The 22,258-nt window shown below is 57.1% G+C and carries 13 protein-coding genes; all 13 read right to left on the bottom strand.

Annotated features, from left to right (window positions below; all coding sequences use genetic code 11):
- Window positions 1-3: 3 nt before the first annotated feature.
- The gene (gene recD / locus ACWUI2_RS10840) at window positions 4-1,752 is read right to left on the bottom strand and encodes an exodeoxyribonuclease V subunit alpha (RefSeq protein WP_486982872.1); all 1,749 of its coding nucleotides are present in this window, start codon (window positions 1,750-1,752) and stop codon (window positions 4-6) included.
- Window positions 1,749-5,309: an exodeoxyribonuclease V subunit beta gene (recB, locus tag ACWUI2_RS10835; protein WP_486982871.1), complete on the bottom strand. Its 3,561-nt coding sequence runs from the start codon at window positions 5,307-5,309 to the stop codon at window positions 1,749-1,751. Before recB ends, recD begins: the two co-directional genes overlap by 4 nt.
- Window positions 5,306-8,560 (bottom strand): exodeoxyribonuclease V subunit gamma, encoded by a 3,255-nt coding sequence (gene recC, locus ACWUI2_RS10830; protein ID WP_486982870.1) that lies wholly within the window; start codon window positions 8,558-8,560, stop codon window positions 5,306-5,308. Before recC ends, recB begins: the two co-directional genes overlap by 4 nt.
- A gap of 100 nt (window positions 8,561-8,660) precedes the next feature.
- Window positions 8,661-8,813: a hypothetical protein gene (locus ACWUI2_RS10825; protein WP_486982869.1), complete on the bottom strand. Its 153-nt coding sequence runs from the start codon at window positions 8,811-8,813 to the stop codon at window positions 8,661-8,663.
- 70 nt (window positions 8,814-8,883) lie between these two features.
- Entirely contained in the window at window positions 8,884-9,624 is a 741-nt protein-coding gene (locus ACWUI2_RS10820; RefSeq protein WP_486982868.1) for a DUF4372 domain-containing protein, read from the bottom strand.
- Between the two features lie 607 nt (window positions 9,625-10,231).
- Complete coding sequence (locus tag ACWUI2_RS10815) at window positions 10,232-11,014, bottom strand: RHS repeat domain-containing protein (protein WP_486982867.1); 783 nt, start codon at window positions 11,012-11,014, stop codon at window positions 10,232-10,234.
- A 15-nt stretch (window positions 11,015-11,029) separates the two neighbouring features.
- Window positions 11,030-11,728 carry a hypothetical protein gene (locus ACWUI2_RS10810; protein WP_486982866.1) on the bottom strand — a complete coding sequence of 233 codons (699 nt, stop codon included), beginning with the start codon at window positions 11,726-11,728 and terminating at the stop codon, window positions 11,030-11,032.
- A gap of 48 nt (window positions 11,729-11,776) precedes the next feature.
- Complete coding sequence (locus tag ACWUI2_RS10805; RefSeq protein ID WP_486982865.1) at window positions 11,777-12,145, bottom strand: hypothetical protein; 369 nt, start codon at window positions 12,143-12,145, stop codon at window positions 11,777-11,779.
- A 276-nt stretch (window positions 12,146-12,421) separates the two neighbouring features.
- Window positions 12,422-13,792, bottom strand: a complete 1,371-nt coding sequence (locus ACWUI2_RS10800; protein WP_486982864.1) for an RHS repeat domain-containing protein — start codon at window positions 13,790-13,792, stop codon at window positions 12,422-12,424.
- Entirely contained in the window at window positions 13,773-13,985 is a 213-nt protein-coding gene (locus ACWUI2_RS10795; protein WP_486982863.1) for a hypothetical protein, read from the bottom strand. The genes ACWUI2_RS10800 and ACWUI2_RS10795 overlap by 20 nt, the downstream gene beginning before the upstream one ends.
- Window positions 13,986-14,379: 394 nt before the next feature.
- The gene (locus ACWUI2_RS10790; protein WP_486981265.1) at window positions 14,380-15,546 is read right to left on the bottom strand and encodes an IS4 family transposase; all 1,167 of its coding nucleotides are present in this window, start codon (window positions 15,544-15,546) and stop codon (window positions 14,380-14,382) included.
- A 125-nt stretch (window positions 15,547-15,671) separates the two neighbouring features.
- Window positions 15,672-16,688 carry an RHS repeat domain-containing protein gene (locus ACWUI2_RS10785; protein ID WP_486982862.1) on the bottom strand — a complete coding sequence of 339 codons (1,017 nt, stop codon included), beginning with the start codon at window positions 16,686-16,688 and terminating at the stop codon, window positions 15,672-15,674.
- A gap of 277 nt (window positions 16,689-16,965) precedes the next feature.
- Entirely contained in the window at window positions 16,966-22,233 is a 5,268-nt protein-coding gene (locus ACWUI2_RS10780; RefSeq protein ID WP_486982861.1) for an RHS repeat-associated core domain-containing protein, read from the bottom strand.
- Window positions 22,234-22,258: the final 25 nt, after the last annotated feature.

The following is a 22,258-nucleotide window of genomic DNA, read 5'->3' as shown; positions in this document are numbered from 1 at the left end:
AGCCTACCCGGCCGCGAGCATCTCCGACAAACCGGATCCGCGCGAAACCTTCCGGCCTACCGCCGCCACTAGAACATCCTCGCCACTCCAAACTTCCACTCGCTTCCGGGCCCGGCTGATCGCGGTGTAAACCAACTCGCGGGTGAGAATCCGCGAATCGTGCGCCGGAAAGATCGTCAGGACTTCGTCAAACTCCGAGCCTTGCGCCTTGTGGACGGTCATGGCAAACGCCGGTTCGGCCGACGGCAACCGCAGCGGCGACACCTTTCGGATCGAACCATCTTCGTTGCGGAAATAAGCCATCAACTTCCTCTCCTCGTCCTCCAGCAACACCCCCAGATCACCATTGAACAACCGGAGAGCGTAATCGTTTTCCGTCACCATCAGCGGTCGTCCCGGGAAATTCCGCCGACCGGGAAGGATCACCCCTTCCTCCCGCAAAATCTCTTCCACCAGCGTATTCAAACTCTCCTTACCATAAGGACCCTGACGAAGGGCGGTCAATATCTGGAACCGCCCGAACGCCTCCAACGCTTCCCCTGGATCGGTCTTCCTGACAAACTCCCCGAACCGCTCCAACACCACGGGCCGCAACGCCTCCTTGAGATCCGCCGGAGCCGGAAGCTCCCGCCACGCGACGTCGCCACCAACCGCCCTGTCGTTGCGCAATATTTCCAAAGTCGCTGAGGGATCGCCTTGGCGGACGGCTTCGCACACCCGGAAGATTCCACTTTCGTTTCCAAACCGGTAATTCCGTTCGAGCAAGGTGACCGCTCCTTCCAATGGCGCCCGTCTTTCGGCGTCCTCCCCGATCGCCGCCTCGACGATTCCACCCAAAACCGATCCCGCTTCGACCGAGGCCAATTGGTCTTTGTCCCCCAACATCACCACCCGGCAGGCCGACGGCAGGGCGTCGAACAACTTCGCCATCAAAGGCAAATCGACCATCGACGCTTCATCGAGGATCACCAGGTCGGCGGGCAACGGATTGTTGGCGTCGTGACGAAAGTAAACCGAACCGGGAACCGCTCCGAGCACCCGGTGGATCGTCGAAGCTTCCTGCGCCTCCAGTCGGGCGCGCACCGCTTCCGGACATTCGATCCTCCCCAATCCAGACCGCAAACTCTCCGCCAACCGCGCCGCCGCTTTTCCGGTCGGGGCCGCCAAATGAATCGCCAGCTCCGGGTTTTGCTCCAAGAAAAGTATCAGGATTTTCAACACAGTTGTCGTCTTCCCGGTTCCGGGTCCCCCCGAGATCAGCGAAAACCCGCGCATCCAGGCGTTGCGCGCCGCCGCCTTTTGCTCCGGCGCCTCCGGAAACAATTCCTCCAGTCGCCGCTCCACTTCCACCGGCAACGAGTCGGCTCGAACCGCCGATCTCTCCCGCAGTTTCTCCGCGAAGCGTTTCTCATACAACCAATACCGTTGCAGATAGAGCTTTCCGCCCTCGGTCAACAAGAGCGGTTTGGCCTCACCCGGAGATCCGACCGCCGGAGACTTTCGCAGTCCTTCCCGCCAGAATGCGAGATCCGGCCAATCGTTCACCGGAGCTTCCTCCGCGTTGTCCCACTCGGGAGCCCGTGTCAGATCCAGGAACACTCGTCCGCGGCGTAGTTGATAACTCGCCACCGCCGCCGCGACTCCGGCCAGGTCTTCGCGCCCGATCCCCCGTCCCGCGACGAACCGGGCGAACCGGCGGTCGAGGTCGCCGAATGCGGGAGATTGAAGGATTTCGTCTAAATCAATTGTCATCGCGTCGCCTCCGTTCGCAGTTCCGTTTCCTCCAGCAAATTCTCCCGCATCGCCCGCACCGTTTCCAGCGACGGTCGATCATAAAACACCCCCGTCTGACCCTCTCCTGTGTCGATTCCGCGCAGGAATAAATAATACACTCCGCCGAAATGCCGCTCGTAATCGTAATCCGCCAACGTGCAACTCAGATGACGATCGAGCGCCAACGTGTAGAGGTGATATTGAAGATAATAAAAGTTGCCGCTCATCGCTTCGCGCAAGGCCTTCCCGTCGTAAGCGGACCGATCCGCCCCGAGCCAATTCGATTTCCAATCAACCAGGAAATACCGGCCTCCGTGGCGGACCACCAGGTCAATGAAGCCGGTCATGTATCCATGAACCGGATCGAAATCGAGTCGTCCCAATCCGCGCCGGAAGTTTTCCGGCACTTGGCTCGCCCCGAACATCTCCGCCAACTTTCCCGGGGACATTCGCTTCACCGGGAAGTAAAACGGCGCTTCCACCAACCGGTCGCTCCATCCGATTTCTCCAAGTTTCAATTGCCCCGGCAACTGGAGGTTCATCAGATCCCGGAGGGTCGCCCCGACCACCGGAGCATACGCCGGATCGAATCGATAAAAACCCAAATAACGCGCGACCTTCTCCCCGAATTCGTCCGGTTGGGTGAAATCGATTTCTTCGAGCAATCCATGGAAAAAGTTTCCGGCCTTCGCTCCTTTCGGGAAATTGAAGATCGACGGTCCCGGGGACTCCTCCCCCTCCTTGACCGCGCCCGCCCCGGCCGGGGCCAGTTCCGGCAACGCGTCCCGGTCGGGCGCCTCCTCATGCGCCCGGGAGACCAAACCGCTGAAACTCGTGATCAACGGAGCCGACGAAAAACTGCCTTCAAATATCCGCGCCGCCAACCGTTCGCCCGCGGGCCGCGGAATCCGCCACTCCGTCGGCCCGGTCAACGCGATCGGTCGATGAAGCGCGGCCGCCGCGTTTCCGCCGAGTGTTTCGAACGCGGCGAGCGCGGTATCCGGACCGCCCGCCGCTCCGCAACCGAACGCCTGGGCCAACGCGCAATTGTCCGCCTTCGCCGAATCGCGGGTCACCGCCCAAAAAAGATAACACCGGTTGCGCGCCCGGGTGACTCCGACGTAAAGGAGTCGGATCGCCTCCGCCAATTGCTCGCGCCGGAAGGCCTCTACGTTCGCCGGATCGGGCTCCGGACGCAAATCCCAGGTCAGACGGTCGCCGTTGTTTCGATCATGGAAGAGAATATCGCGTCCATTGTTTCGGCCGACCACGTTGGTCCAATTGAAGGGGCAAAAGACCACCGGATATTCCAAGCCCTTGCTCCGGTGGATCGTCACGATCTGCACCGCCTTCTCGTCCTTCTCCAAGCGGATCACATAACTGTCGCCATCCCCTTCGCTCCGCTCGCTCTGCTCCCGCAACCAACGGGTGAGCGTGTTCGGCGTCAACATCCGCTCGTATTCGGCGGCGTGCAAACATTCGGCGATGTGTTGGTAATTCGTCACCATCCGCTCTCCGTCGCGCAACCGCAGCAGCCGCGCGGAAACCCCCTCTCCCGCCATGAAACTCCGGAACATCCGCATGAATCCATGCCGTCCCCATGCCTCCTGCCACCCGTGGAATCGCTCGGTCAACTCCTGCCACTCCGATTCGTTTTGATCGACCTCATGAATCTCCGACGCACCATATCCAAAAAGTGGCGACGCCAGACAGCTTTTCACCAATCCGTTCTTATGCGGCTCCAGAATCGCCGTCAGCAACCGGAGCAAATGCTCCGCCTCCTCGGTCTGCAAAACCGACCGATCCGTCCGGACCACCGCCGGAATTCCGGTTTCGACCAGGCGCTCCCGCACCCGCTCGGCTTCCCGGTTGGTCCTGACCAGAATGGCGATGTCGCCCGGTTCGAGCGACTCGGCGTTCCGCTTCACCTCGCCTCCCAAGAGGAGACGGATTTCGTTCAACATCTGGTCGAGAATCCGTTCCTTGGCAGGACCGACCGCCAGCGCTTCGCCGTCATCGCCGGTGACGCAAGCCAATTGCAACGGCTCGGGAGCCAGTCCGCTCGTACCGAGATCGAGTTCCGATCCGGCCTTTCCGTCGGACGGATCCACCGGGAAAAAGGCGATTTCGGGAAAGACAAAGGTCTCGTCGTGACGGGAGAAAAGCTGGTTCGCACCTTCCACGAGTTCCCGGTCGGACCGCCAATTCGTGCCGAGGGTAAACCTTCCATTCGCCTTCTCCCTCGCCTTCAGGTAGGTGAAAATATCGGCGCCCCGAAAACCGTAGATCGCCTGTTTCGGATCGCCGATCAGATAAAGCACATGCTCCCCGACTCCGAAAACCCGGTAAAAGATCTCCCATTGCACCGGGTCAGTATCCTGGAATTCATCGATCAACGCCGCCGAAAACCGCCGCCCGATCGCCCGGGCCAGTCCATCGCCCCCCGACCCTCTCAATCCTTCGTAAAGGCGGGTGAGGAGGTCGTCGAAGGTGATCACGTTGCGACGCTTCTTCGCTTCAGCCAGCCCATCCCGGGATAGATCCATAAACCGAATACGGGCCAATCGAACAAACGCCTCGATCAATTCCTCCAGTTCCGCGCATTTCTCGAAAAACGGATGCGCCGGGGTCACCTTGTTCTTCTTGGTCTTCTCTTCCAACCGACGGGCGGACAAACCCATCAACGCCCCCCAGACGGTTGGTGAAAGCGGCCCGTCGCCCGCCAGTTCCTCCAACTCCCGGAGTATCGTCTCGATCACAGCGGTTGGGTATCCATCTTTCTGATTCACCGACAACGCTTTGGTCTCCAGGAGCACCGCACCGATCGTGTCCCGGTCCGATCGCCACAAGCCGCGCAACTCCTCTGTCAGATCGGTCACACGGTCCCGGCATTGCTCGAAGGAAAACGTCTCCTTCTCCGTCAAAATCTCCAACTCCGGGTGCCGCGAGATCTTCCGCAGCAAATCGACCAAGACCTCCGGTGAAAGTCTCCCTCTCGCCTGCAACCAAACCACCAACGAACCGACGTCCGGCGAGGCGGTGTAAAAACATTTCCGCCAAAAATCCTCCGCCGTCTCCCGCCAAACCGACTCCGCGTCGGTCGAGAGCTCGACATCGAAGAGCGCCCCGGTTTCGAAGGCGTTTTCCCTCAACATCCGTTGGCAGAAACCGTGAATGGTGAAAATCGCCGCTTCGTCGAATCCGAGCAACGCGTTCTTCAAACTGCGGATCGCCGCCGTCTTCCGCTCTTCCGCGGCTTCGACAAATGTCGCCAGGGCGGGATCTTCGGTCGGTCGGCCTTCCTCCAACAGAATCACCGCTTCGCGGATCCGCGAACGCACCCGGTCGCGGAGCTCCTGGGTCGCGGCTTCGGTGAAGGTCACCACCAGAATCCGGTCGAGGGAATACCCTTTCTCCGCCACCAATCGAACCACCATCCCGGCGATCGCGAAGGTCTTTCCGGTTCCGGCGCTCGCCTCGATCAATGTAATGCCCGGATCGATACTGTTTCTTCCGACTTCGAAATGTTCGCTCATCGTTTTCCTCCTTCTCCGACCGCTGCATCGGCTTGAAAGAATCCTTGAAAGAGGGCGACCGCCATGGCCACGAAATCATCGCCGATCGCATCTTCCTCCCGTCCGCGCCAGCAATGCGCGACCCAGGTATTCTCCATCTCGCAACTCCGGAAGTCGCTCGGTTCGACGAATTGCGTCCAGGCCGCCTCCATCGCGCTTTCCCGGTCACCTTTCTTTTCCATCGTTTCGCAGAAGATCCACGCGGTGTCGGCGAAGAACGGCAGCGGCTCTCGCAGACCCCGCCAATAATATCCGAGCAGCGCCTCCAGTCGCTCCCGAGCCTCCTCTTGAGCGATGGGGTCCAACTCGAAAACGTCGTCTTCCCCGACCAAAACGGTCCGTTCGCTCTCTCCCGCCGCGCAGGCCGCCAAATGGTAAATCCAGGCGGCCACCCTGTCCTTGGCCTTGATCTTCGCCGGACGGTAGGAGACCAACCGCCCGCCGACGAACGGTCCGATCTCGCCCCGCAGATGGAAATCCCCCAGAGCGAGGTCGACCGCGCGGTTCTCCTTCGGAGCGTCGGGGCCGATCACTTCCACCAAACGTTCGGCGAACTTCTCGGCCGCGAGTTCGATCGACCGGCAGGCGGCCCGGCCGGGAGTTCCGAGCGGTGCCTGCCCGCGGGCTTGCAACCGCTCCCATTCGTGCGGCTCGCGTTTTTCGAGGATCCCGTCGACCGCCTCCTTCTTGAGGCTGTATTGATCGAGTGGATTCACTTCGAAGATCTCCGAATCCTCCAAGGCGGCTTCATCTTGAGGAAAACGCATTCCGAGACGCTCCTTGATGAAATATTCCGACGGGTTTCGAAAGAACCGGACGAGTTGCTGGACCGAGACCGTGCGTGCCTCCGGTTCCGGTTCGGAGAGTGCCTCGGTCATGAACGGCGGCGGGGGGATTTGTTCGCCGGTCAAACTCCGGCAGGCGGCTTCGTTTTCCCGCGAATAACTGAAGAAGCGTCCCCCGGTGAAATAATCGGGATGAAACGGTTGCAACCGGTGACGGCGAACCAAAAACCTGCGAGCATCCTTTCCCTCGGGAAACGCGCAAACCCGGTCGAGGTGGTCGAGCAGTTCGCTGACCAGGACCGACGGGGGAGCTTCGGTGAGATCGCGGGGCGATTGGCCGGAGTAACTGATCAGCAGCGTGCCCCGCACCGACAGCAACGTTTCCAGGAAAAGATAACGGTCGTCTTCCCTCACCGACCGGTCGCCAGTCCGGTGGTCGTCCCGCATCCGGTCGAACCCGAGTTGCTGCTGCCGCCGGGGAAAGGCATCGTCGTTCATTCCGAGCAGACAGACGAGCCGGGCCGGAATGGTCCGCATCGGTTGCAGCGTGCAGAAGGTGACGCCGCCGCTCAGGAATCCGCCACCGGGGGCTTTCTCCTCGATCGTGTTTTCGAGAAAATGCCGGATCACCTCCAGCGAAACTTCGTCCGCAACCTTCGCCGCCTCGGCGGTCCGTTTCAATCCTCCGAGCGTTCCCCGGATCACATCGACCTCCCGGACCGTCTCTTCGATCCCGGCAAACAACTCCTCCAGGATTTCCGACAGCGTCGAACACCACGCCTCCAACGACCGGCGCCCGGTCAACTTCTCGCGCGATCGAAATAGAAAATCGAATACACCGAGGAAGCGGTCGAGCAGTTGGATGTTTCCACCTTCGATTTCGTCGAACGGAAAACATCCGTCGAACGAGGTCGCCCGCTCCTCCGAGAATTCCCGCATCGCGTATCCGAGCAACCATTGGTCGATGCCGTTTCGCCAAGTGGTTTCGGCCACCGGCGGGAGTCCCTGGCTTTGCCGATGCTCGGCATCGATGCCCCATCGGATGCCGGTGGATTGGATCCAGACGCGCAGACTGTTCACTTCCCGGTCCGTCAAACCGAAACGAAGTCGGAATGGCGGACTTTCCAGCAACGCGACCACCTCCCGGGCCCCGAACCGGCCTTTGGCCAATTCCAGCAAGCGGAACCATACGTCGATGGCGTGATGCGAGGACCGGGGGCGACGATCGACCACCGAAAACGGGATCTTCTCCCCTCCGCCCCCGGTGGCGCCAAACACCGCCTGGATGTATGGGGCGTAGGCCTCGATGTCGGGAATCATCACCAAAACATCCCGCGGCCGGAGTTCAGGATCGTGGGCGAATCGTTCCAGCAATTGGTCCCGCAACACTTCGATCTCCCGCATCGGCCCTTGACACGAATGCACCTGGATCGAACCATCGTCCGGATCGACTTCGAGCCGCTCGCCACCGTCCGCTTCCCGGTCGGTCAGGGTCAAAATGTCCTCTTGCAAGCGCGCCAGCAGCGAACCGCCCTCCGGCGGCTGAAAGCATTCCCGGTCGTCCGCCTGCTGGAAGCCGGCGTCGATCAACAGATTGAGCAAATCCTGGCCTTGCCGTCCGAGGGAAGCGACCAATGGGTGCCCTTCTTCCAAATAACAGGTCCGCGCCGCATCCCGCTCCGCCATCCGGGCCTGTTGTTTTTTCGAGACCAAATCGCCCCAATATTGATCGGTCGGTTGCAGGAGAAAAAGATGCAACTCCCCGTGAAAGGAATAGGTGCGAAAGACATCCAAGAACAGCGGCGGCAGCGACGACACCCCGAACACGCAAAGCCGGGACGGGACCGACCCGGGCTCACCCGGCGACCGGCGGAGTTGTTGCCAGGCATGCGCCAGATGCAACTCGTCGCCCGATTCCGCCACCAATTCCCGCCAGAGGACCGCCTGCCAGTCTTCTTCCAACTCCCCCCGCTCCCATGCGATCAACCAATCGGGACGGTACATCAGATACTGGTCGAACAGATTGGCCACGCGATCGGCCAATTGGAGCCGTTTCAACAGGTCGTCTCCCTCCAGATAGCGCGCGATCGGCCGAAACCGGTGGTCCTCCCGAAACGCATGCAACAGACGGTAAACTTTCCAAACCATCGTCGCCCGTTGGAACCCCGGAGCTCCTTTCCATTCCGCCACAAACGCCGCGAGCAGATCCTCCACCGCTTCCCGGGGAAACGGAAAACGGACGTTCAGGCAGATGCCGAGCGCATCGGCCAACTGCAGCGAAAGCCACCGTCCCATCCCCCGGCTTTGCACCAATACCTTTTCCTCCGCGAACGGATCGCCGGATCCCCGCCGCAAGACCGCGGCCAGGCGTTCCGCGAGGTCTTCCATTCGATTGCCGGTGTGCAAATATAACTGAGCTTCCTTCATTCGACCTCCATTCTAACCCCTCCCCCCGGACATCCGCTGACCGAGCCTCCCGGAAATCAAAAAAAAAGATTCCTTACGATCGTCCCCAATGCGAGGAAATTTAAATCATGCGCCGCGAGACCGCCTTGTGGGAATAACCGTTTTCCTGCCGGGGTGCGTCCTGCAAATCGACCGTGATCATCGTTTCGGGATGGGCGTGACCGAGGATGTCAACGAATCCGGGGGTCTCCCGCCCGTCGATTTGGTTCAGCAAGGAGTCAGAAAGTGGGTGAGGCGTCCCGCCTCAGTGCTTGGGTTCAGCCTGCCGGGGGGCGAGAAGGGGGTCAGTCCAAGCTTCTAACATTTGATTGTTTTCTCCAATGTTTCATCAGAGCTACAACTGTTTTCCCGTGAGTGCTCGCCGACTTCGCCGTCCCTCTACTCAGGCGTTTTGCCAGCCAACGGTTTGGGGTCAAAGCACTTTTGTGAATTTGCGTGGACTGACCCCTTCGCCCCCTTATAACGATTTCTCCCTCCCGGACGCCGGCGCAGACCTCGTGGGCGCGCTTGGCGTCGTTGTGCTTGGCCGTGTCGACAATCGCGAAGCGGGGCAACAGGTTTTGAGGATCGAGCCGCAGGTGGAGTTTGGCGGCGGCTTTGCGGCGGCGGTGGCGAGCCCAATCCACGCAATTGGCGACGAGTTGGATCGTCGAGGAATCGACCACGTGGATGGTGCGCCGGAAGCGGCGGGCCAGCCCCCGGGATTGGCCCGCGCCAAAACGCGGCTGGATGGTTTGCAGGTGCGTCATGACTTGCCAGAAGAGTTTCTCGGCAAATGCGGCGTCACGTTCGCGGTTGGCATGGGAAAAGGCGTTGCGACTCGGCGCCACCGCTCCACGGATGCGGCCGAGACTACGCGCATGATGGCGCAGGCCGTCGCAGACGTCATTGAGACTTATGGCGTGGACCAGTTGCGCGTAAAGCATTGCCACCACCTGGCTCCAAACGGTGAAGGTACGGGCCTTCCCGGCGTTCCACACTCTCGGGCGAGCGTCGGAACCAAATGCCCCGGAATGAAGTTGCACAGTTGGGCGAGCACGCTAGCTTTACCTTTGGTTGGAGTTGTCCTTTTCTTCGGTTTTCTTTTCATACAACCGAACGGATTATCCGATCGGAGAAACCGTGGCCAGCTCCAACCGCTTTTATCCCGCACCCGCAACCAAAACGAAAATGTCAGTAGATTACGAATACATTTATCGGGGAGTCTTATGGGATGACTGTGAAAATATATTTATATCGCATCCGAAACCGTTGTGAATGCTAAAACCCAATGCTATTTGGCGAAACCAGATCACCATATAATCCATCAAAAACTACTCTCCTTGACCTTCATTTCTCCGCACATCTCCTTTATAAAAAACAAGAAAATAGAGGATGTCAAAAACCGGAATCACGAAGGAAAAAGGCGGTATCCATGAAAAAAAAGCAGTAACAAGTACAAGGCTATTGTCTTCTCGAATCCAAACCCCAACATAATACACACAACTAACAACACAACAAACACTGGAGCAATTCTTACCAATATAATAACTTGCGACCGGAAGGTTCGGTACATTGGATGAGTCATCGACTTAACGAAAACATAAGCCCATGTCACAACAAAACACAAAGCAGTTCCACCGACGGTGTCCATTATTCTATTAGAAAATCATACCCTCTATACATGGTTTCACCGGCACTCGAAACCTGAATAATATTGAGTGCAACAGCTCCTGCCTTATCTATGTTACTTCCTCCGGAAATCATAAATTGAGTTGACCACATATTAGCCGCCATCGATTGCTCGAATCGAGGCAGGGAACTAAATGACTGAGTTCCAGGGCTGGATGCACCAATTCGACTGATTGCAGCTCCACCGACGGCGGTCAGTGCCGCCGAACGACTTAAGGATCCTAGCATTCGAGACAACCGAAGGTCACATGGATCATAGGCACCCATATCAGCATATGGATTCATAAAAGGATTCAAACCATCGGCCCAAGCATAGTAACCCGATTGAGCGCCTTGTCCGGCCGCGCCCCACTCATCCGCTCCCCAAGTAAAGGGGTTCCACCAAGTGGCCAGACCAAAGGGATCCCAATATAGGATAGGATTGTTTCCCACATACCCGTAGAGGTTCGGGCCCTCGGGTAAAAACTCGGCATACCCTAACGGATCCCGGCTGATCCAGCGGCCGGTGGTCGCGTCGTAGGCGCGGAAGGGGGCGAGGTGGAGGCCGGTCGGGTGATGGATGAAATGGCCGGTGAAACCGAAATCGAGATCGAAACTCCCGGAAACGGTCTCAATATCGCCCCAAAGGGAGTACTCGTAGCGGGCGACCAGGGCGCCTTGGTCGTCGACGACTTCACGGATGCTGCCGAGGTGGTCGGTGCGGTAGGTGTAGGTTCCGGCGGACGGACCGGCGACTATTTCCACGCCTTGGGAATAGAATCATTTGGCGACCGTCCCGCCGTTCGTGCCCGAACGTTCTTCGGCGATCGCGAGACCGTCCCAGAGGAAACGGCGGTCGGCGGTCGTCTGCCAGGTTTCCGCAAGTTCGTCCCACTCCTTTTCGACGATGCGGACCCGTCGCCAGAGCCCGTCGTAGGTGAACTCCGAGCGGGTCTGTCTGACCCGTTCGACGGCGATGAGGCGGTTCTCCGCGTCCCATTCGTAATGGGTGGTCTCCGTCGCGGTTTCGCGGGTTACCAGGTTTCCGTTCAAATCGTGGGTCAGGAAGGTCTGGCCGGCATAGCCGATGCTCACTTCGTAAAAACGGGTGATGCTGTTTTCGGAATAATCTTCGGCGGTGATTTCGACTTCGTGGATTCCTGGGGGAAGCTCCAGCCAGGCTTCGAACTCGGTTTGGTGGCGCATTTTCGCCTCGTGTCCGGCTATCCAGACCTGCCCGGGTTCGTCGATCGTCCCGGCGAAACGGACCGGACCGGTCCCATGTTCGGTGAGTTGGTTCAATCCGTTATAGCGAACAGGGATCAACCCGTTGCCGTCCTTCTCCTCCGCGGTGCGGTTACCCGCCCGGTCGTATTGCCAGGTTCGCTTTTCCATCACGGTTTCCGAAGGGTCTTTTCGCACGGCGCCAGTCAGTTGATTCGCCGAATCATACCCGAAATGCCAGGTCTGATCAACCATCCCGGAGCGTTCCTATCGACAACCAATTGAGGCAATCCCGAGGCATTCTTATTTTGCTGTTTGTCGCAGCCCAGATAAGGCACCACCTCCAAATGCCAGCATTAATAAGCTTACTCGTATTTCTTCCGGCTCCCAAAATCCACGAGTAACACCGCCAAGGCCGAGAGCGAGACACATTAGGGCGCCCAGTTGGATTGTGGGACGAGGAGATTTCAATAAACAAAAAGGAGTTGCGCTAAATGGGTGTTCGATCCTTCCGTGGATTTCCTCAACATATGCCACCCAAGAACTTACAATGAAGAAAATAACAATGAAGACAAATACGTGAACCAAATATGGAATATAATCATTTGATACCCCTACCAATACCCCTTGAATGAAGGACAATAATATCAAAATCAACTTAAGATAAATCATGTTTCTAATGTGAAAAACCAAAAGTCACTCCAAACAAGACAATTGCTCCGCGTCCATATGAAATGGTTGGTCCGTCAACTGAAAAGTGTGGAAGAAATTCATTGGAGCTTCAAGCCAAAGCGAGGAACCTTGAAATCGATCACATTCCGAATCACTTTGAATTGGCGAAGGCTGCAGTCACCCCCTATTCCATAATCAAGCGAGGCGTAAAATTCCATCGGCCACCCTTTCTTCAGAAGCCAACCGTCCTGCTAAACCAAAAATCACGCAATTCATCTACATCAACCACTTTCTATGTATCCACGGAGCTATTAATTGAGAGATCATATGAAACAAAAAAAGAACAAAAAACACATAACCTTTATGAACAGAAAATATATAATCTCCGGGTATAATATATACACCAATTACATACAACACTAACCCAAAAACGGGAAGACCTGAAGGCCCGACACCAGACAGGTTCTTTTTTATGGTTAATCGAAGTGAAATCGAATCAATGAGAATCCCCAAAAAACAAAACGCAAAACCCAAAAGATAGAGCAATCCAATCATGGATGATAAACCCTCTGCCCAATAAAAGTTTTTACCCACCCCCCAAGATCCCGGAATGGGCTTCAGGGATGACGTGGCAGCAGTTTGAGTGATTGAGTTCTGGAAGCGATATCCTTGCTGTGCTGATCCCGACGTCCACCAATTTCTAAAACTGCTGCCGCCGGTCATTACCCAGTCGCCTGACCGCAAACTTGACATTCCTTGGGGCCCCCAATGTGTGACCGCTTGCATACCACCTCGTGCTGCTCCTTGAGGCAAAATAAAGGCTGCTGTGGCTGATGCAAATGCAGCTTGCCCCAAGCCGTGACTAAATTTTGTCGACCAGTCGCACGGATCATAAAAACCAGAGAAGAGGTTAGGATCAAAAACGCCAAACAACCCGTTCATGGCTGCGGCCGTGCTGATGCCATCTGCATAAGCGGCGGCTCCTCCTAAAGCGCCTTGTCCGGCAGCTCCCCACTCATCCGCTCCCCAAGTAAAGGGGTTCCACCAAGTGGCCAGACCAAAGGGATCCCAATATAGGATAGGATTGTTTCCGACATACCCGTATAGGTTCGGGCCCTCAGGTAAAAACTCGGCATTCCCTACCGGATCCCGGCTGATCCAGCGGCCGGTGGTCGCGTCGTAGGCGCGGAAGGGGGCGAGGTGGAGGCCGGTTGGGTGGTGGAGGAAATGGCCGGTGAAAGCGAAGTCGAGATCGAAGCTCCCGGAAACCGTTTCGATTTCGCCCCAAGGAGAGTAGTTGAAACGGGCCACCAAATCGCCTTGGTCGTCGATGACTTCCCGGATGCTGCCGAGGTGGTCGGTGCGGTAGGTGTAGGTTCCGGCGGACGACCCGGTCACAATTTCCACGCCTTGGGAATAAAATCGTTTGACGACCGTCCCGCCGTTGGTGCCCGAACGTTCTTCGGCGATCGCGAGACCGTCCCAAAGGAAACGGCGGTCGGCGGTCGTCTGCCGGGTTTCCGCAAGTTCGTCCCATTCCTTTTCGACGATGCGGACCGACTGACGGATTCCACAGGTTCGCGCCGATGATAGTGAGAGAAACGGGAGGGCTGTTCTGAAACTGCTCCTATTTCTGCTCTGGGTCATTCTTTTGCCACCTTAGCCAATGTTCACCAAAGAGACAGCCGATCAAAAAGCAGATGTAGCCAATTGGAAGTAATAAAATCATCCGTAAAATGATATTTAGGTGCTCCCAAGCCACCAGTCCGAACAGGCATATTCCAAAAAATAATCCCCCCACGATCCCCCCGAACCAACGTGCTTTCTTAACCGTATTCATTTATCGAATTAAAGTTGAAGCGTTTCGAACAATAAATATTCCAGGAAAAGGCGTTCGGCTAATATTTAAGCCAGTTGTCGATACTCGTACTACCGCTTGTGTGGAAGCAGCACCTTGTAAACTGGCAAGTGTTGGAGAAGTAAAACGCGTCAAATACGTCCCGGTGCCGTAGAGCCCACGAGTGCTAGCCGCGATTCCGCCCGTTGTATTAATTCCAAGACCACCAGAGGATGACGTAAAGTGATAAAGGTATTTGGGCGTCCTATAAAGATTACCAATAGCGCCGCCCCCCGCAGTGGTGGCAGCAGCAAAACCAACTTGCCCAAGGAACTGCGATGCTCCCGTCCCCTTGTCTAGGCAGGGGTCATATATTCCAGCCCTCACTAGCGTCCAGTTAAAAGTCCTTGAATACCAGTTGGTTCGAAATATCATTCGCGGGTTTTCCGTTATTATAGTTTGCAAATAGCTGATTCATAGGGGTCTTCTGAAATACGTTGACGCTCAAGATTTGTAGAATTCGGCTGAGACTTTCATCGAGTCCATGGACCTTATTGAGACAGGCCACCATGAGGTAGACGCACGTGGCGATCCATATCTGGGTGCGCACCGCGTTGTCACTGGTTCCGTAGAATGCTTTTATTCGAAGATTCTGCTTGATCCATTTGAAGAAGAGTTCGATCCGCCAGCGGCTCTTGTAAATCGCGGCGATGGTTAACGCAGGCAACGTTAAATTGTTTGTAAGGAATGTCAGGCGCTTGTTTGTTTCGGTATCGAAATAAGAAATACGGCGAAGGCGGTCAGGGTAATCCCGTTTTCCCTTTTTCGTCCGCAAGACGATCACTTGATCGCATCTGAGACCAGTGGATTTATCAACCTGCCGAGATTCACACACGGTGAATCGGGTATTGGATTTACTGCGAATAACGAAGAATGCACCAGCCAGATGGATACGGAAAAGGCGGGCGAAATCCAGGTAGGCACGATCAAAAACATAGATGCTTCCCTCCTCAAATGCCATGCGATCGAGAAAGTTGACGTCATGAATTGATCCATCGGTAATGCTGATGAACACAGGGATCGAGCCGGCAAGATCGATCTGGGTATGCAGCTTGATCGCCGCCTTCGTTCTTCTGAACTTCGCCCACGGGAAAATAGAAAGGCACAGGTCGATAGTCGAGGCGTCAACCGCGTAAACCATCTCATCCATCTCCAAGCCGTTCGGCTCGTTGACGTAAAGGCGGCGCGCCTTACGAATGAGAATTTGGCCGAGCGCTTCATAAATTCGCCAATCCCGAAACTCGTTCGCGTAAGCAATGTTGGTTCGGGTGATGTTGCCCCGAATTCCCATGGCGTAGAGATGTTGACTGTTACGTAAACAAGCTTCGATATCACGCAATCCTTCGCGAAATGTGATCTGCGCAAATGCCATTGCCAGGAATTGGTCACGTGCGCTCATTCCCCGACTCTGGCGAGGCATCGGGTAGAGAGCAACGCAACGCTCAAACTGCTCGCGGTGCAGCGTATCCATTACTTGGGTGAAAATGAGACGGCCTTCGTTCATGAGGCCAGTCTCAATAAGCCCGCCCCGAACACCAGACCAAGCTTCAAATGCGTCACAACAAACTCACCTCTTTAGATCATGAAAATCCGTTACTTACAAATCCGAGGTGGCCCCTTAGCTGGACGCTAGTGTCCAGCCCTCATAAAGGGATTTGCTCCAGGTATAAAGCCGTCAACGTAAGCAGCAGCTCCTTTGCCCGCACCTTCGGCAGTCGCACCCCACTCGGCGGAACTATCGAACGGATTCCAAGGATTCTCACCCGGATTTCCCGGCAACCCCCAAGTGAAAGGGTTCCACAAGTTCCACAAGCCGGTCGGATCAACATAAGTTAACGGGGAGTTGCGGCCGTATGCATATCGATGGAATCCGTCCGGTCCGAATTCCTCCACCGGATCCCGGCTGATCCAGCGGCCGGTGGTCGCGTCGTAGGCGCGGAAGGGGGCGAGGTGGAGGCCGGCCGGGTGGTGGATGAAATGGCCGGTGAATCCGAAATCGAGATCGAAACTCCCGGAAACGGTCTCAATATCGCCCCAAAGGGAATACTCGTAGCGGGCGACCAGGGCGCCTTGGTCGTCGACGACTTCACGGATGCTGCCGAGATGATCGGTACGGTAGGTGTAGGTTCCGGCGGACGACCCGGTCACAATTTCCACGCCTTGGGAATAAAATTGTTTGTCGACCGTCCCGCCGTTCGTGCCCGAACGTTCTTCGGCGATCGCGAGACCGTCCCAGAGGAAACGGCGGTCGGCGGTCGGCTGCCAGGTTTCCGTAAGTTCGTCCCACTCCTTTTCGACGATGCGGACCCGTCGCCAGAGCCCGTCGTAGGTGAACTCCGAGCGGGTCTGACCGACCCGCTCGACGGCGATGAGGCGGTTCTCCGCGTCCCATTCGTAATGAGTGGTCTCCGTCGCGGTTGCGCGGGTTACCAGGTTTCCGTTCAAATCGTGGGTCAGGAAGGTCTGGCCGGCATAGCCGATGCTCACTTCGTAAAAATGGGTGATGCTGTTTTCGGAGTAATCTTCGGCGGTGATTTCGACTTCGTGGATTCCAGGGGAAAGTTCCACCCAGGCTTCGAACTCCGTTTGATGGCGCATTTTCGCCTCGTGTCCGGCTACCCAGACCTGCCCGAGTTCGTTAATCATGAATCGAAAGTCTCAGCATTATAGATGGTTTTTGCTGTTATTATTTTTATTGCTCCTACTAACCACCCATACAAGGGCCGACCCTAGACATGGTATTCCCGAAATATAAATCAAAATAAAGAAAGTCTTGTCTAAATTATGCTGCGCAAGCATATCTCTGAAAAATATAAAAACTATCAATATAGAGAAAAACAAAACGAACTGCAACCGAAACAAAACTTTCCCTAAACGCTCCATAAATATAAGTTTCCACGAAATAAACCATTATATCTTGTGATTAATACTGATCAAAAACTTGCCTTGCCGTCTCATACCTTAAATACATGGTCGCCGATATTGTGGTAAGCCCGCTTGTAACGGATCCCACCGTGCTCAGACCGGATGTGGCCACTGCGCCTAAGGGGGTTAATCCCAATGATGATAATCCCAAACTTCCCCTCACACTTAGGCCAAGAGCCTGCCAACTGCCTGCGGTCGCTAGAAAAACCGACACATCACGTGTTGTACCCCCGATTATCCGGCTCCATTGAACTGCTGTATCACACTCGTTATACTGACCACTAAACCAATTCCCAAACGGGTTCACCCCATCCCAGAATGCGGCATTTCCTTGGTAAGCGCCCTGTCCTGCCGCTCCCCACTCATCCGCTCCCCAAGTAAAGGGATTCCACCAAGTGGCCAGGCCAAAGGGATCCCAATATAGGATAGGATTGTTTCCCACATACCCGTATAGGTTCGGGCCCTCGGGTAAAAACTCGGCATACCCTAACGGATCCCGGCTGATCCAGCGGCCGGTGGTCGCGTCGTAGGCGCGGAAGGGGGCGAGGTGGAGGCCGGTCGGGTGGTGGATGAAATGGCCGGTGAAACCGAAATCGAGATCGAAACTCCCGGAAACGGTCTCGATCTCGCCCCAAAGGGAATACTCGTAGCGGGCGACCAGGGCGCCTTGGTCGTCGACAACTTCACGGATGCTGCCGAGATGGTCGGTACGGTAGGTGTAGGTTCCGGCGGACGACCCGGTCACGATTTCCACGCCTTGGGAATAGAATCGCTTGTCGACCGTCCCGCCGTTGGTGCCCGAACGTTCTTCGGCGATCGCGAGACCGTCCCAGAGGAAACGGCGGTCGGCGGTCGGCTGCCAGGTTTCCGTAAGTTCGTCCCACTCCTTTTCGACGATGCGGACCCGTCGCCAGAGCCCATCGTAGGTGAACTCCGAGCGGGTCTGGCCGACCCGTTCGACGGCGATGAGGCGGTTCTCCGCGTCCCATTCGTAATGAGTGGTCTCCGTCGCGGTTTCGCGGGTTACCAGGTTTCCGCTCAAATCGTGGGTCAGGAAGGTCTGGCCTGCATAGCCGATGCTCACTTCGTAAAAACGGGTGATGCTGTTTTCGGAATAATCTTCGGCGGTGATTTCGACTTCGTGGATTCCTGGGGGAAGCTCCAGCCAGGCTTCGAACTCGGTTTGGTGGCGCATCTTCGCCTCGTGTCCGGCTACCCAGACCTGCCCGGGTTCGTCGATCGTTCCGGCGAAACGGACCGGACCGGTCCCATGTTCGGTGAGTTGGTTCAACCCGTTATAGCGAACCGGAATCAACCCGTTGCCGTCCTTCTCCTCCGCGATGCGGTTGCCGGCCCGGTCATAGTGCCAGGTTCGCTCTTCCATCACGGTTTCTGAAGGGTCTTTTCGCACGGCGCCAGTCAGTTGATTCGCCGAATCATACCCGAAATGCCAGGTCTGATCAACCATCCCGGAGCGTTCCCGGGTCCATTGATTGATGATCCCGTCCGCGGTGTACTGAAACAGGTGGGCGGCGTGGACACTTTGATCGGCCCGGCGGTGCTCCATTCGCTCCAAACGCCGGTCTTCATGGTTCGGGCGGTAGCTGAAGTGGGTGCTCTGCCCCCCGGGAAGATCGATGGAGCTGATTTGATTCGTTTGGTTGAGCGGGTGATAGGTGAAGAGACCGAGGTTGTTCTCTTCCCAGGCGAGGCGTCCGAGCGAATCGAAATCGCGTGCCGCGACGTTCGCGGCGCCATTGATGGTTCGACCGGTGCGGCGGCCGAGTTGGTCATACGAATACTCGATCACGGAATCCGGCAACGGCCCGGAGACGGTGGCCAAACGGCCTGCGCCGGGAGTCTGGCCATCGAAAGGATGGTAGGTCCATGTGGTGACCCCGGCGCCATCCGTCAGCGTCGATAGCCTCAGGAAGTGCGGATCCCATCCGTAACTTACGGATGGAGTCGGGTGAATCGCCCCGGTGTAAGTGATTGTGTCGAGGGTGTCGTCGAGATGGTAGACGTATTCGGTGGTTTGCCCCAAGGCGTCGGTGATCGCGGTCAGCCGGCCGTTGTGGGGGTCGTAGATGTATTGGACCTCCGAACCATCGGGATAAATCTTCCGGGTCACCCGCCCCTGGAGATCATATCGCCAGCGGGTGGTGTTGCCGTTGGGATCGATCAGGCGGTTGACGGCTCCGCAGGAGCAATAGTCGTATTGGGTGATGCGCCCTTCCGGATCGGTCTCCACCATGAGTTGGCGGTTCCCATTGTGGAGGAAGGTGGTGGTGCGCCCCTCGCGATCCGTGTAGGACGCCAAGTCGAGGCGATGATAGGTCCGCTCCTCAAAGGTGGCGTCGGGATAAGTGATACGAGTCAAGCGGTCGAGATCGTCATAATCGAAGGTCCGGACGTGGCCTTCGGAGTCGGTGACGGAGCGGACACGACCGGCGGCGTCGTAGGTAAAAATGAGATGGGCTCCCGAAACGGGACCGTCGATCCGGTAAAGATATCCGTAGCCGCTCGGCGTGTCCTGGAGCGGATCAAAGTCGAGGCGGTGGTCGTAGGTGTAAACGACGGTCTCGCTGCGCGGATTGGTGAATGTCAAGAGTTGTCCCCGGCTGTTCCAGGTATAGGTGCCGGTCTCTCCGGAGCCGCCGGTTTGAGTTCCGGGCCGATGGTCGACGTAGCCGTCGAACACGACCAGCGTTTCCCAATTCGAACCGACCTTTTGCCGGACTTCGATGAGGTCGATGTCGTTGGGGGCATAAATAAATTCCGTCTCCCGGCCGACCGGATCAATGGCCCGCGTCCGGAAGCCGAGGTCGTTGTAGGCGAATTGGGAAATCTGGGAGATGCCCGTGGTCATTGGAATGACCACCTCCTCGAGCGTTACCTCATTAAACGAGATTCCCATTCCCAGGGAGGGCCCGTTGTCGTCCATCGCCCTTGCTATTTTTGAAACGAGGGCGGTTGGGCCGACGACAGTCGGATTACTCTGACCTTGATAGTTGTAATAAATCCGGTGTTCCAAGGGCGGCTTTTCGGATTCCAGAATGGATTCGGACCGGTGCCAGTCACTTGAGTGCAGCCATTGATAAATATGGGCTTTGGAGTAGTCGAGCTCGGACAGGTCCGCCATTTCGCGCATCGCTCGAGGATCCCAATAAAAGGTGTTCCGCCAATACCGGGTATGCAAGGGTGTGTCGTATCCTCGAATACCGATGACGCCATCGAGGGAGCTTGTAACGGACTCACTGCCGGGCCAGGGAACAGGGAACTCATCGGGGGAAATCCCGGGTGCCGCAGGCCGGTACTCGACCCGCCGTTTCAGTCCCATGGGATCGACAACTTCAAGCCAACGGATGGTATCATATCCCCAGAAATCATCAGCGACTTCCCCGTAGTCGAAGAGCGTCTCGCCATAAGGAGTGGTCAGCTTCTCGATGAAATCGGTGTTGGGACCGGTACCGGCATAGGTAAAGACGGATTCGATCCCTTCCGGGTCGGTGATCTTCGACAACCGTCCCTGGGCGTCGTATTCCATCGACGCCTCGCGGCCGAAGGGATCACGGACCTTGGTGATCTTCAAGGAATCGGTGGGGTGGTCGTAAAACAGTTCGGTTTCCTGACCCAACGCATCCCGCACTTTATGAAGGCGGAATTGGCTGTCGTAAACGAACTCCCGCGTGTTGCCCTGGGGATCCGTCCGCAAGGTTAGAAAGATCCGTCGTTGGCTGGCCGTCACCCCGTCGGAATGGTCGAACAGGTCAACCGTGCCGTCCGGATGGGTCAAGCGATAGGAGTCGCTCCCGGTCCGCTCCAGCAGGTTCCGGGATTTCCGCTGGCGGGGGAAGAAGCCGGTTTCCGGACCGGTGGAGGTAAAATACTCGTAAGGTTCCGCACCGCCGCCGGACAAGTAGTGTTTGACCGCGCCATAGGGCTGACTCGGGTTGTCGATGATGGCGGAAATCCAGTCGAAGGTCCATTTTGGTCCCAAGTTCGGGTAAGCGAACACGGATGGCTGGTTGAGATCCCTCTGGTTGTACCGGACCGTGAAAGCGACCGGCAGACCGACCGGCGGCTGGTAGGCGACCGGCGTATCCAGGATATTGAGACTCACCGCCAGCAAATGGATGTTCCAAACCGCCATCCCGCGTCCGGAACCTCCGCAACCGACGGAGTGGTCGCCCGGCCCGATATCATCCGTTTCATAGCCGAAAACATAGCCGCGCCCCCAGACGTTTTCCGCGGTCCCTTGAACCAGCCGGCTCCATCCGGATGGAAGCGGCCCGCCGTCGTCCGGAACCAGGAAATATCCGCTCGCCTCGTCTTCGATGGCGTCGAGGGTGACCCACAAGGCGTCGTGAAAAGTGCCGTCCTCGACATGGTAGCGACCGTTCCGATAATCCGTGATCGCGGCGAAGTGACCGCTTTTCCAGTGGACGAGCGCCGGAAGCGGGATGACGGCGCCGGTCGAACGTTGGGCGGGCCGCAAGGGGATCCCGGCTTCGTCCGCCCATTGCTGGTTTCGCCAGAGGGAGGTCCCCTGTTGGGTGGATTCCGCCGCGAGGATCACCTCGCGATTCGGCCTCAGGGGGTCGAACCGCGCGTAAATCCGGTCGAGCGCCATCGGCCCGCACCGGAATGCGATTTCGGGTCGGACGTGCATCGTATGCAAGCCCATCCGGGCTCCGGCGACCAATTCGGTGGCGACCCCGCCGATCGGCCGCGTTTCCAGTTGGGCGAAAAACCCTTCCATGGTCTCGAAACGCCCGAGCTTGGAATTGAGAAGGAGGAACTCCCCGATGGCGCGGTCCGCCAACCCCTTCGCCCGCGGATGCGTCTCCGTCTCAAGCGCGCTCCAGGCGGTCTCGAAGGCGTCCAAAGCCCGTGAAAAATATCCTTCGCGGTAATAAATCAGACCGAGATTCAAACGTAACGTCGGATTCCACGGGGAGTTCGGATGGGCCGCGAGATAACCTTCGAGATCCTCGAGCAAACCGATGATCCCCTCCGAAAACGGCTCCAACGCAGCGAAATCACGCAGCACCGACTCCAACGCGGCGTTTTCAGCGGCGGCGGGAACGCCTCCCACCGGCCACAACGGCTCGGAAAACACGCGGAAAGCGGCGATTTCAGCGGTGTCCGGATTTTCCGGAAGCGTTCGACTGAACGGCAACTCCGGCACGGTCGCATGACAAACGGCGCTCGCGGCGACGGTCGCGAGCGCACCGACCAAAAGAAAAAGACGGGGAGGGATCATGAGCGAAAGAGAATTAGAAGAAAAA

The sequence above is a fragment of the Verruconatronum alginivorum genome (genome assembly GCF_056590205.1).
This window is presented reverse-complemented; position numbering and strand designations above follow the sequence as displayed.

What these genes read in the sequence shown, in the direction of transcription:
- recD (WP_486982872.1), bottom strand. Translation starts at nt 1,752, where the DNA reads ATGACAATTGATTTAGACGAAATCCTTCAATCTCCCGCATTCGGCGAC.
- recB (WP_486982871.1), bottom strand. Translation starts at nt 5,309, where the DNA reads ATGAGCGAACATTTCGAAGTCGGAAGAAACAGTATCGATCCGGGCATT.
- recC (WP_486982870.1), bottom strand. Translation starts at nt 8,560, where the DNA reads ATGAAGGAAGCTCAGTTATATTTGCACACCGGCAATCGAATGGAAGAC.
- ACWUI2_RS10810 (WP_486982866.1), bottom strand. Translation starts at nt 11,728, where the DNA reads ATGGTTGATCAGACCTGGCATTTCGGGTATGATTCGGCGAATCAACTG.
- ACWUI2_RS10805 (WP_486982865.1), bottom strand. Translation starts at nt 12,145, where the DNA reads ATGATTTATCTTAAGTTGATTTTGATATTATTGTCCTTCATTCAAGGG.
- ACWUI2_RS10800 (WP_486982864.1), bottom strand. Translation starts at nt 13,792, where the DNA reads ATGACCCAGAGCAGAAATAGGAGCAGTTTCAGAACAGCCCTCCCGTTT.
- ACWUI2_RS10795 (WP_486982863.1), bottom strand. Translation starts at nt 13,985, where the DNA reads ATGAATACGGTTAAGAAAGCACGTTGGTTCGGGGGGATCGTGGGGGGA.
- ACWUI2_RS10790 (WP_486981265.1), bottom strand. Translation starts at nt 15,546, where the DNA reads ATGAACGAAGGCCGTCTCATTTTCACCCAAGTAATGGATACGCTGCAC.
- ACWUI2_RS10785 (WP_486982862.1), bottom strand. Translation starts at nt 16,688, where the DNA reads ATGATTAACGAACTCGGGCAGGTCTGGGTAGCCGGACACGAGGCGAAA.
- ACWUI2_RS10780 (WP_486982861.1), bottom strand. Translation starts at nt 22,233, where the DNA reads ATGATCCCTCCCCGTCTTTTTCTTTTGGTCGGTGCGCTCGCGACCGTC.